The following is a 12,987-nucleotide window of genomic DNA, read 5'->3' as shown; positions in this document are numbered from 1 at the left end:
TACATAGTAGATACATTTTCAATAATAAAAACTAAAATTACAATGCCTATATCAATTAAAGACCATTTCAAATAATTTATTTTTACTTTAAAAATTAAAATTCCTAGACCAAGTCCTATTGAAAACAATATTGCTGAAGTAAATAAAACTGTATCAGGTAATCTTACTATAAAACATATGAAGTGGGGACTAAAATGGTATTTATAAAATAAGTGAATAGTATGTGTCAAGAAAAATAGATTACAAACCACCATAGAACTACCTACAATCTTAGGAGCATACTTTTTAAAAAATATTTCTGTATTTATCATTACTTAATAATTTAAAACTTTACTTTCGTATAGAATAGCTTTTGTATCATAAAAAACGTTTATCACGTTTATAATGCAAGAACTTTCTAATTTTTTTTGAAGAAGAATAAGAATTACTTGATAAAATATGAAGCAAATAATAGTTTTGATTATACTATTTTGGGTAACTATTCCTTTTTGTATTGCACAAATAGGCTACGATGAAAAAGAATATTTCTTAAATGGAAAAGAAGATTATAAAACAGGAAAATATAGAAGCGCACTCTACTATTTTGAAGAAATAAAATCTAAAAATACATCTAATCAAGAAGCAAAATATTATGCTGCCCTCTGTAAATTGCATTTACATTTACAAGAAAAAGCCTTAGAAGAACTTAAAGATGTAGATGCGTCTGAACTCAAGGAAGATGCTCATTATTTTTATTGGCTCTCGGAAGCCTATTTTTTAAACGAACAGTTTGGAAATACCTTAGACGTATTGAAAGTGTATGCTAACGAATACTCTAAAAATAGAATTAAGACATACGATAATCTTCTTACAAACTTGAGAGTTGCTTTAGAGCTCTATCAGACTCCTGCAAATTATATAGTTAGAAATTTAGGACAACATATCAATTCACCCTTTCACGATTTTGGGGTGAGTAAAATACCTTCTTCAAATCATTTGTTGTATAGCAGTAACCGACTAACATTTAAGGAGAAAATCACTGACCGTTACAACACCGAAATTTTTACGCTCTATAATGCTAAAGTAGAAGATAATGGAGCAATAAAAGAGATAGAACAATGGAACAAATCGGAGTCTTTAGATTCGCAATTTAGCGTATTACAGATTTTGAAATATGAGCTTACCAGTAGTGATAAAACATTTCTAATTTCGCAAAATGGCAATTTAAAAATACTGAAACGTAAGAAAGGGGTTTGGCAAACACCAGAGCTCTTTTCACAAACTTTGAGCAATGAAAAAGGTATTCAAGAGTATGCTTACTTATCTAAAGATAAAAAAATATTGGTATTTGCTTCCGATTACAAGTCAAAAGGAAATTATGAATTGTTTGTTGCTACAAGAGAAGATGAAAAAAGTGATTTTGACGAGCCAAAAATCCTGTCTAAACTCAATTCAAAATCAAGTGAAATAACCCCTTTTTTAGATAGAAACAATACACTTTATTTCAGCTCAAATAGAGAAAATACAGCAGGAGGTTTTGATATTTTTAAGGCTGAATACGATACAGCTTCTAAAACGTGGACAGAACCTGTGCTTTTACCCTATCCAATAAATAGTGTTGCAGATGAGTTGTATTTTAGTATTGATGAATCAGAAAGCAGAACCAATCAGTTAGGGTATTTTGTCTCTAACCGTATTGGAGGACAAGGTGGAGATGATATTTATGAAGTGTTCTTTTTTGATTCAGTAGAAGTACAAGGACAGTTTAGTGAGCGTACATTGGAAAAGAATCCAATACAAGATGCAACCATTATACTTAGAAGTAAGAATTATAAGGCAGATAGTACAATGTTTCAAATAAAAACAAATGCTGAAGGTAAATATAGTGTTAATATTCCAATAATTTTGAAAAACAAAGCTAATTCCTATTCTCAAAATTCCTCTAACTATTTGACAGGACAGAATAAAGAAACAGTTTTTGATATGGAAATTCGTTATCAAAACAGATTAGCGTATCAAGACCAAATTGCATTGAATCCGTATTTTTTAGCGCAACGAAATACTAGGAATTATATAATTAATGCTTATTTGTATGTAGAAGAGGAAGGAGTTTACAATGAAAATGAATCTTCTGTCAATAAGAAATTACTACAAAAGTTAATAGATAACTCTAGTAAAAGCATTGTCTTGAAAAATATTTATTTCGAAGCGGGTAAAGCTATTTTGAAGCAGGAATCATATAAAGCATTAGAAAATGTGGCAGCATTTTTAGTAGAAAATAGAAATATTTCACTAGAAATAATTGGGCATACAGATAACATAGGAACAGCAGCTGGAAATCTTACACTTTCTAAGCAAAGAGCGCAATCTGTTATAAATTTCTTAGTAGAAAAAGGAGTAAGTAAAGATAGATTAAAAGCGAATGGTTATGGACAAGAGCGTCCGATTGCCAGCAACGATGACGAAAAAGAAGGGAGGGAATTTAATCGAAGAATTGAAGTGAGAGTATTGGACTAATATAAAAACTATTTTGTTCTGTTTCGTCAGTCTGCTCTATGAGGCTGACCGATGCGATTTTTAGATGTAGTTTACTTTTTATTTTGGTATTATATCTTTCCTTGCCTAATAGAAAAAGTAAAGGTCGTACCTTCTCCTTCTTTGCTTTCTACCCAAATTTTGCCGTTTTGTTTTTCTACAAACTCCTTACAAACCATCAAACCCAAGCCAGTTCCTTTTTCATTGGCTGTACCTCTAGTGGTAACGTGTTCTGATTTGACAAATATTTTTCTTGCTGTTTCTTCGCTCATTCCAACCCCCGTATCTTTGACTGAAATATGAATCATTTTATCGGTTTTGGTATCAAGTTTTGCGCTTACTGTTACTGTGCCTTGTTGTTCTGTAAATTTTATAGCATTACTGATAAGGTTGCGAAGAATAAAATTGAGCAAGTTAGGGTCTGCTTCGGCAATAAGCTCTTCTTTGATTTCAGAAACCTGTAAGTTTATTTTTTTATTTTTTGCTGTGGGTAACAACAACTCAATATTTTTCTGAACATAATCTGTAATCAAGAGAGGTTGTAGTTCTGTTTCCAGATGTCCCATTTGCGCCCTAGACCACTGCAACAGGTTTTCTAAAAGGTCACCTACATTACTCAAAGACTTATCAATATCTCTTGTTACTTTGTTTATTTCTTCTTCTGTAAACGCATTTCTATATGAAATAAACATCTTTAAGAAATTTTGTAGAGTAGCCAAAGGAGAACGCAAGTCGTGAGAAATAATTGAAAACATACGGTCTTTTATGCTATTAGACTGTGAGAGTTCGTTTTCAGATTCTTTTAATAATGAGTTAGTGTTTTCTAAGGCTTCGTTCTGATGAGTTAGTTTTTTAGTTTGTTTTTTTACTTCTAACTCTAGTTTCTGTCTTTGTTTTTCTAAAGAGTTGGTTCGCCAACGAACATAGCTTACCAAAAGCATAAAACCTAAAAATACTAGAAAAACTATAAACCATGTTCTTTTCCAAATAGGTGTAGCAATAGAAAATGAGTAAGTAGCTGGCGTACTAGCCCAAATTCCATCATCATTAGTTGCTAATACTTCAAAGTCGTATTCGCCGTCTTCTAAATGAGAATAATAAGCAAAAGTTTGGCTTGTTGTTTCTGACCAGTTTTTATCAAAACCATTTAATCGGTATTTGAACTTTACTTTTTCTGGATAACGAAATGTAATGGTTTTAAAATCAAAACGTAAGCTATAATCTTCATAAGGCAATACTAAGTTTTCTTCGAAATTACGTTCTTCTCCAAAAATACGAAAACCACTCAAAACAACTTTTGGACGAACTAAATTGATATGGTCGTTTTGTCCTATGTAATGGATAAGTCCTCTAGTTGTGCCAAACCACAAATCGCCATTCATATCTTTTTCTACTGCACTTCTGTTGGCTTCTGTTCCTATAAGCCCATCAGATTTATGATATATTTTTGCTAAGTCATCTTTTGGACGTAACCTCGTAATTCCTTTTCTTGAACCAATCCAGATATTGTAATTTCTGTCAGCAGCAATAAAATAGGAATAGTTGGAAGCCAATCCGTTTGCTGTTGTATATTTTTTTATTGCTTGAGCAGAATAAGCAAACACACCAGAGCCTTCTGAGCCAATCCAAAGGGTGTTTTCAGCATCTTCTGCAAAACAAGTAGCTTTTACTTGGCTAAACTCTGGAATAGCATCCAAAACAGTAAGTTTGTCGTCTTTCCAATAAGAGAGTGTATAGTCTGAAGAGGCTATCCAAATACGATTTTCTCTATCTTTATAAATATTTTGAATACGACTCAACTGTACGGTTTTGGTAGGAAGAATTTGTACGAAACGTTGTTCGTTCTTAACATATTTGAAAAGCCCCCAAGAATTAGTAGCTATCCAAATATTGCCATCATCATCGGCTGTGATTTTATTGATAGTCTTGTCAGGAACATCTCTAACAGAAGACAAAGAATTGGTAGTAGGGTTGTAGATAAAAAGTCCTCTTTTTTCTGTACCTATCCATATTTTCCCCAAAGAATCTTTATATAAAGTTCGGACAGAGGCTTGAGATAGAGAGCTAAGGTAAGGGGAAAAAGTAGTTGAATCTTCCTGTGTTGTAAAAGAAGTAATGCCTTGGTCTGTGCCTAAAAGAAGACTTTTTTCGTTTAGACGAAGAATAGATAAAATATTTTCACTTTTTAATCCGTGTGTATAAGTATAAATTTCAAACATTTCATTGAGCATCTGAATCAGTCCATCGTTTTCTGTACCTATCCAAATACTGCCCTCATAGTCTTGCAAAATACAAGAAATAGTAGAGCTAGGCAGTCCGTTTTTTTGTGTATAATGTTCAATATTTACAACTTTTTCCTCTTTTTTTGTTGATTCTACTCTAAAAAGTCCATCATTTTTTGTTCCTATCCATAGTTTACCCCGTTTATCTTCCAAAATGGAGGTAATATCTGCATTACTAATTTCTTCTCTATTTAAAAACGCCTTTGTTACATCGTTGGCAGAGAAAAAATTATAAATTCCGTGGTTTTTTGTGCCAATCCAAAAACCAATTTGATTTTGTTTTTTTCTTGTAATGGAATGGACTTGAATACCTTTTAATTCTGGAATGTGCTGTGTGAAAATAAATTTTTCGTCTTTGACAGAAGCAACAAAAAGACCACTGTCTGTACCTACCAGAAACTCATTATTAGATAGTTTCTCAAAGACATTACATCTTTCTGTATGAGAGTTTCCTAAAGGAAAATAGGAACTTTGATACTCAAAAGAAGAAGTGTTTTCTTGTGGACTTTCAATATTATTTTCTATATCGTCAAAACTGATTCTGAAAACGCCCTCTCTCTCCGTCAAAGCCCACACTTGCTTTCTATCCACACAAATTTGTTGAATCCTGCTGAGTAGGTTTTGTGTTGGCAAATTGATAATTAGAAGAGAATCGTTTTGTTTGTTGTGATAGGAGAGCAATCCTTGTGGATGTCCGAGCCATGTTCCATTTCTAAGGGAATCTGAGGCGATAGCAGTAATGAAATTATCTGCCAATCCATCGTTTTGAGTGAAAGGTTGCATATCGTGTCCATCAAAACGAGAAAGCCCATTTCCTGTAGCTATCCATAAAAAACCATCCTCATCTTGTGTAATACCATAAATATCTCCTTGTGGAAGTCCTTCATCTACATCATAATGACGCAAACCAATAGACTGTCCATGAGAATATTGTACAGAATTGCAGAACAGTAGTAGAAAGAGAAAGACAAAAGAATGTTTCATGTATTGATATTTAACACAACTATCAAAACTATTCATTTTTTATTAAAATGCAAATACTATTTCTACATAAACATCACATTATAAAATATTACATAACTTTTGTTACTAATTAGTTCTGATATAGCCCCTTAGCTTCTTGAGGTTTTCTATGGAAGAGGCATATTTAAAAATACCATGTCTTTGTTCAAAAGGTAATTCTAAAATAGTAGAGTAGTCTAAATATTCTATTGAAGTAATGATTTGTTGGTTGCCTTGCTCTGGGTCAGAGCCTATTTTTAGCTCTCCTCCAACAGCCCGAACAGCAAAAAACAATTCTACTGCGTGGATAGGCAAATGCACATGCTCATACACACACATAAAATAATCAATTTGGATATGAAGTCCTGTTTCCTCCAAAAATTCTCTTTTGAGAGCATCAGTAGCTGTTTCGCCGAGTTCTACCCCACCCCCAACAGGAGCATAAAAAGGCTGGTTTTGTTCTATACTAGAACTAATACCCCTCATATTTACAGTCAGTAAGTGCCCCTTTTCATTCACACAAATTCCACAAACTCGTGTTCTGACTTTGTTGCCATACAGTTTTTCTAAAGAAGAATCCATTTTTTTATTAGAATTACGAATTTTTATCATTGACTGACTAAAGTTCAAAACAATTATTTCAGAGTGCAATTCCTCACTAATCACTAATCACTAATCACTAATCACTAATCACTAATCACTAATCACTAATTTTACTTCTCCACAACAAAAATCATTCTTTCAGAAATATCTTCTTCAAACTCAGATAAGTCATAATCTCCAAAAATACGTGCTACTGTAAGCCCTGCATCACGAAAATAGCGTAAAAAATCATTTGCTGGAATAGCTTTTACTCGTTCTTGGAAGTGGAAGTTTTTTCCTTGGTCTTTAAATTTAATGTCTTTTACAATAAAGCCGTTTTCAATAGATTTAGATATTTTGAAAGTAATGCCTGCAATTACTTTTTCTTCGTATTCTACAAGCGTTTCAATTACTTTTTTTGTGTTGAAAAAATCTAATACAATTCTACCCTCATTTTGTAATCCTTTTGCCATAGCTGTAATGGCCTGTTGGTTTTCTTTGTCTGTCGGAAAGTATCCAAAACTGGTGAAAAAATTAAGAATGAAATCGAAATGATTGCTTTTATAGACTTCTCTCATGTCGTGTTGTGTAAATTTCAATCTTTCGTTTTCAAATTGTTTGGCATATTGAATGCTCTCCTCCGATAAATCTATTCCTTCTACTGAAAGTCCTTTCTGATTTAGATAAATAGAATGACGACCTTTTCCACAAGCCAAATCCAATATTTTATCGTTTGGCAAAAAGTTGAGGTACAGACTAATATTGTCTATAAACATACGAGCCTCTGTGTCGTCTCTGTCTTTGTAAAGAATGTGGTAGTAGTGAGAGTCAAACCACGTTTTGAACCACTCATTAGAAGAATTGTTTTTATCTGAATTATAATTTGACACGTCTATAAGATAAGTATAAAATAAAGGGTATATGTTTTTCTATTTTTATGTCAATCAAGTAAAAAGAGGCAAAACATCCTAATGAATCATCTCAATATTATATTCCATTGATTACATATTTGTTTGGGAATTGTGCTTTTGTGTTTGTTTTTAGGCAAAAAACAGTTAGTTTAGACTATATTTTTCTAGTGTTTATTTGTCAAGGGGAAAGTAGAAAAAATAAAACGCTGTTCTTTCATTTGGTCAATACTTTTTCACGAGTATTGATACATTTTGCAAATTTATATGAAACAAACCTATCCACCAATAGTTTTTTTAACTTCTACCACTGAAAAATCAGCTTTTTTGGCTGCTGATGCTTCGCTATCTGCACCTCAACGTAAAGGGACGTGCGAACTCATAATGGCATCAGAGAATATTTTTTCAGAAGTATTTCAGCGTTTGGATGAGAAAGAATTTAGTGAAAGGCTATTTATTTTTCACTGGGTAGGTGATTTTAATGATTCTACTTTTATAGAACAACTGATTCGCCGTCTTTCAACGATGCCAAATTTGGCGTGTTTAGTTTTAGAAGATATTTTAGTTCCTCCTTCGGCTACTATCGCACATTTGTTGCCCATTACGATTGCTATTTCTAAAAATCAAGATAACGACGAGAATGCCATTTTTAGCAGTTATTTTTATGAACAACTAGCACAAAACAATTCTATAAAAGAAGCCTATAACTACGCATCACGAAAACTTCCCAACACAACTTCGACAATGTTTGTCAAGCCAAGTGCCGAACACACACTTGATTTTACATTTCTACAAACAAAGAAAGAAGAAGAAACTCCCAAAACACCAGAACAAGAAAAAATTGAACGTTTCAAAAAAATTATATCACAAAAATCTCGTTTTTCAGCCTTTTCTAAGCCAGAACTATTACTTTCTGAAAGAGAAATAAAACTCTTTGAAGAATATAAATTTGAGCTTGCTCCACTTTCAGATATAGAAAATCAGCTTTATCATAGAAGTGTTAAAAAACTAAATCAGAAAAAAAGACAAAGAAGGTATTTATACAGAACTATCTTTTTCTTAACATTTTTTCTAATGCTTGCTGGACTAGGATTTTGGTTACAACATAGAGAATACCAACGCCAAGCAGAGGCATATAAAATACAAACACGACAACAACAAGCCAATTTTCTGACGTATTTGGGAGACAATATGCAAAAAGAAGATGCCACAAAGGCAATCAGAATGATAGAAAAGGCTGTAAGAGAATACCCAACTCATGCAGCACAAGGTGCGCTATATTCTCATTTTTATACACCAAGCCTATATTATTCTGCTAGAGTTGTTATTGATACTACTGATCCATCAAAAAATGGAGACGCAAATCATACTGTTTCTTCAGACGGACAGTGGTTAGCATATTTTGAGAATGGAAAAGAAAAAAGTGCAATTTTTATACGTTCGTTGCAAGGCGATGTAATAAAGAAAATAGAGAGAAATATAGGAGTAGAAACTATAACATTTTCAAATAGTCTTCCTTATCGTTTGGCTGTGGGGTTTGCAAGTGGGAAAGTAGAAATTTTAGATGTTTATGGGAAAAATTTGTTAGAAATGCAGGCGCATAAAGATACTATTTCTAAGATTTCTTTTTCTAAAGATGATACAAGACTGATTTCTGCTGCCGACACAATGGCTCTTATTTGGACAACATCAGGAGAAGTTTTGGATACGATTAGTGGAAACCGTAGCAAAATTTTGAAAATGCGATTTTCGCCCAACCAAAATACTCTTTTTACAGAGTCGAAAGACAGTGTAGTGGCTGTTTGGGAAGGCTCAAGTTTGCTCTCTACCTTTGAAGGAACACATGCCAAATGGCTTTCTGAAAACTATCTACTTCTTAAAAGTATAGAAAAAAAATCAACTGAAAGGACACTGAAAAAATCAGAAGAAAGTAGTTCGGAGAATAATTTAAAATGGAAAGTTTGGGATATTTCTAACAATAAAATTAAAAAAGAACTTCAAAATCCAAAGAAAATAATTCCTCAAGATTCGACTTCTTTTTGGGTAATCGATGATAAAAATACGCTTACAAGACATTATTTTGAAAACGATTCGGTTACGTTATGGCAAAGAGACGTAGCTTATTTTGCAATGCACAAGGGCGTTGCTACCAACAAATGGGCTACTATTTCTGAAAAAGGGTTGTGTACCATGCATTTTTCTGATGGTAGTGAAATAACAACGAAACTAGAAGATTTACCTCTGAAAGAACCTTATTTCACACAAGATGGAAATTATTTTATTACTCAAATGGTAGATAATATTACTTTTTGGAGAGCTGTTTCACCACAAATACGTTTTTCAGATAAGGAAAGAGGAGAAAAATGGATAGCTGAAAATGCTACTCCAAAGATGCAGAGCAACGCAGAAAAAGATGTACAATTAGTATATTATTCTGGCAATATTTATCGCTTAACTGACCAAAATGAAAATGCAAAAGCCGAGTTTGCAGCTGATAAAGTATTTTTACACCCTTCTCAAAATTATGTTTTGAGTATAAAAAATCTTGTCGTTACGTTGGATGAATTTGATAAATCTAACTTGGCTTTTAAAGACAGACCTTTCAAAATCAAGAATTTGTTTACTACAAAATCGCAGTATAAAAATGCAGGTTTTGCAGAACAAGGAAGTTTTATTTGGGCAATTACAGAAAAAAATGAACTTCATTTGTTGGATTTGCAGGGAAAAATTGTTCATCGCCAAACAGTAAAGCCAAATACAGAGGTGGTTTGTTCTCAAGATGATAAGCATTTAGGATTGGCTCAAAATATAGCAGGCAGTCTGAAACCTTATAGAATCTTTCATATAGAAACTCAACAAGGTTATGAGTTGGATACTCGCTTAGAACGTGCCAATATCACGTCTCTTTTCTTTTCTCCTGTACAGAATGGGCAGCCTCCTTATTTGGTTTCTGCTTCTGATTTTTGGACAGACTTTTGGGATATGAAAGGGCGTAGAATGAAGGCTCTAAAAGGTGGAAATCCAATCTATGGAAAGGAAATGATTCTGACATCATCGGAAGATAATTTTTATATTGCTACTTTGGGAGTAGATAGAGTGTATCATCAAAAAATAGAAAATCTTCAAAAAGCAGTATTAAGTCCAGATAAAAACTATATCATTTTGCATTTTGAAGATGAGTTGCAAATTTGGAGAACATCGCCTTTTGGAATCATTAAGTGGCTAGAAAAAAACAAAATTTATCAACTCTCTACTCAAGAAGAAAAACAATTATTGCTTAGATAACGTATATAATTGTATGAAGTCAGTTTTTTAAATTAAAAGTAGAAAGCTAGGTTTTCAAATTTATTGATTTCTTTCATTTTTTAAACTAAATACATAAAATGCTTACAGTTTTTTTAGCAAATGCCCTCAATGTTTTGAGTAGTGGTGTAGGTGGTATATTATCACTTCTTCACCTTATTTTAATAGTATATTGTTTTTACAGAGTTTGGACTTCTGCTAGTGCTATGAGTACGAAGGTGCTTTGGTCTTTAGCTATTTTCTTCTTACCTCTTCTTGGTCCAATACTTTATCTTTTACTAGGAGACTAAATCAAAATAAAAGTCATTATATTCAAAAATGCCCCAAGTTAAGACTTAGGGCATTTTTTTTACATAAAATGTTTGTGATTGAACTATATCTATTTTTGCTCAATAGCTGGCACAACAAAATTGTTCATTATCTCATCTGTATAGTTATGGGCATTTCGATTGCCATAATTTTTTGTTGTGATGACTACACTGATATTAAGCTCTGGCAAGGCTAAGATTTTTTGTCCTCCATTTCCAGACATATAGAAAGATTTATACAATTTATCTTGTCCAAAACGTTTGAGCCAAAAGAAATATCCATATTCCATATTTTCGAAAACTTGTACTTTGGGTGTAGTGGCTTTTTCTAACCACGATTTTTCTATGATTTGCTGATTATTCCATTTTCCTCCATTCAAACACATCTGAATAATTTTTAAAAAATCTCTACTTCTATATTCGCTTCCTCCTGCTGTGTTGAGTGTGTTTTGTGGTGTATAATGTAACGTATAATTTTCAATGCCTAAAGGGGCAAAAAGATGTTTCTTAGCAAATATATCTAACTTCATTCTTATGCTAGATTGCACAACTTCTGCCATCGTTGCTGCACCAGCCGAACAGTAACTAAACGACCTTCCGTAAGGCTGCTCTTTTGGTTTTGGGTTGAAAGTATAGGCACGAATAGGTAAGTCAAGATAAAAACTTGTCCAGTCCTCTATCAAATACATTCTCTCTTCGTTGCCTCTTGAAAAACTATTAAAATCGTTGCATTCTACTACCGAACTCATCGTCAAGACATCTTCTATTGTGATATTTTCTTTTCTCTTGTCTGGATTCTGAACAGGCAACTTGTGTTTGAGATACTTGAAAATCTTATCTTTTTCTGATTGAATATAGCCATTTTTTATGGCAATACCTGTGAGCAGAGTAGCCATTGTTTTGGTAGCCGAACGAGTATTATGAGTGGAATTAGAATCAGAACCATTATAGTATTTTTCAAAAATAACTTTTCCATTTTTGGCTACCAATATGCTTGTGATTTGCTCGTACTTTCCTGCTAAAATAGTGCTATCCAATTTTGAAAAATAAGAACTAGAACTAATATGTTCTGCTGAAAAATCTAACTGGGCAAACAATGCTTGAATAATAAAGAAATAACAGAATAGAGTTACAATACTTTTGTACATACAGACTTTTATTTGATGATAACTGATTTAAAACTGTAAATCTAAAGGCTTATTTTTAGACAAAATAGAACCAAATTAACATCCAAAAATTTTATTATAAAATCTGTTTGCTAAACTGATGAGGAGTGCTGTTCAAATACATTTTAAAAGTACGTATAAAATGACTTTGGTCTGAAAAGCCACACAAATAAGCAATTTCAGTAAGAGAGTATTGTTTTGAGAAAATCAAACCCACTGCTTTTTTTATTTTCTGCCTTCGAATATAATCTCCCAATGAGCTTCCAAAATATTTAGGAACAGCTCTTGAAATATGAACTGGGTGGATTCCTAATTTATCAGACAAAGAAGTAAGACTAAGGTCTTCTGTATCTTCGTTGAGGATTTGTCGTAGTATATCAATCCAATTGGGTTGTTTTGTCTTTTCAGAAAATTCAATTTTTTCTATGCTTTCACAAAGGTTAAGCACCAAAAGCTCAGTAGAAAGTGGGGAGTATTTATCTCCACATTTAAACTCAAAATAGAGTTTGGCAAGAATATGATGTGATGTTGGATTGTTTATGAGCCTACTACCTTCCCAAAGGTTGTGGTCTAGTTTTTTTTGCTCAAACCAAATTCTAGGAAATTCTATATGAAAACCTCTTGCTTTTGTAGTTGCTTTTTCGTTATAATGCGTTTCTTGCCAGTTATGGAAAATAAGACTTCCTGCTTGGCAATGTGAAGTTCTCTTTTTATTTGTGTCGTACAGATTACCTTGCAAGACGTACATAAAGTACGGGTTTTCGTGGTAGTGCCAATCCGTACGAGCAGACAAATAATCGTATTCTGACAAGATGAGCTTACTGATATTAATTTCAGCTTCTTTTGCTCCATAATATTTGCCAGAAGTTAAGATTTTCATACATAAAGATACGAGTTATGCCTCAATATGTTATTTGTTACT

General features: G+C 32.8%; 8 protein-coding genes. 3 read left to right on the top strand and 5 right to left on the bottom strand.

Annotated elements, in window-relative coordinates; translation table 11 throughout:
• Window positions 1-438 precede the first annotated feature (438 nt).
• Window positions 439-2,496, top strand: a complete 2,058-nt coding sequence (locus tag QZ659_RS06515) for an OmpA family protein (protein ID WP_291723746.1) — start codon at window positions 439-441, stop codon at window positions 2,494-2,496.
• A gap of 89 nt (window positions 2,497-2,585) precedes the next feature.
• Here the strand turns inward: QZ659_RS06515 and QZ659_RS06510 are convergent, their stop codons facing one another.
• From QZ659_RS06510 to QZ659_RS06500, 3 genes are all read right to left on the bottom strand, one after another.
• Entirely contained in the window at window positions 2,586-5,780 is a 3,195-nt protein-coding gene (locus QZ659_RS06510) for a two-component regulator propeller domain-containing protein (RefSeq protein WP_291723743.1), read from the bottom strand.
• Between the two features lie 105 nt (window positions 5,781-5,885).
• Window positions 5,886-6,380: an NUDIX domain-containing protein gene (locus QZ659_RS06505; protein ID WP_291723740.1), complete on the bottom strand. Its 495-nt coding sequence runs from the start codon at window positions 6,378-6,380 to the stop codon at window positions 5,886-5,888.
• A 131-nt stretch (window positions 6,381-6,511) separates the two neighbouring features.
• Entirely contained in the window at window positions 6,512-7,270 is a 759-nt protein-coding gene (locus tag QZ659_RS06500) for an SAM-dependent methyltransferase (protein ID WP_291723737.1), read from the bottom strand.
• A gap of 285 nt (window positions 7,271-7,555) precedes the next feature.
• Between QZ659_RS06500 and QZ659_RS06495 the strand changes: the two genes are divergently transcribed.
• The gene (locus QZ659_RS06495) at window positions 7,556-10,573 is read left to right on the top strand and encodes a WD40 repeat domain-containing protein (protein WP_291723734.1); all 3,018 of its coding nucleotides are present in this window, start codon (window positions 7,556-7,558) and stop codon (window positions 10,571-10,573) included.
• 98 nt (window positions 10,574-10,671) lie between these two features.
• Window positions 10,672-10,881, top strand: coding sequence for a PLDc N-terminal domain-containing protein (locus tag QZ659_RS06490; protein ID WP_291723731.1), 210 nt, complete (start codon window positions 10,672-10,674; stop codon window positions 10,879-10,881).
• Window positions 10,882-10,970: 89 nt separating this feature from the next.
• On the opposite strand, the gene QZ659_RS06485 is transcribed toward QZ659_RS06490, so the two are convergent.
• Both QZ659_RS06485 and QZ659_RS06480 read right to left on the bottom strand, forming a co-directional pair.
• Entirely contained in the window at window positions 10,971-12,047 is a 1,077-nt protein-coding gene (locus QZ659_RS06485; protein WP_291723727.1) for a serine hydrolase domain-containing protein, read from the bottom strand.
• A gap of 94 nt (window positions 12,048-12,141) precedes the next feature.
• The gene (locus tag QZ659_RS06480; protein WP_291723724.1) at window positions 12,142-12,945 is read right to left on the bottom strand and encodes an AraC family transcriptional regulator; all 804 of its coding nucleotides are present in this window, start codon (window positions 12,943-12,945) and stop codon (window positions 12,142-12,144) included.
• Between the last annotated feature and the right edge of the window lie 42 nt (window positions 12,946-12,987).

The organism is Bernardetia sp. (assembly GCF_020630935.1).
Classification (GTDB): Bacteria; Bacteroidota; Bacteroidia; order Cytophagales; family Bernardetiaceae; genus Bernardetia.
The sequence above is the reverse complement of the archived record's forward strand: the minus strand, read 5'-3'. Positions and strand labels throughout refer to the sequence as shown.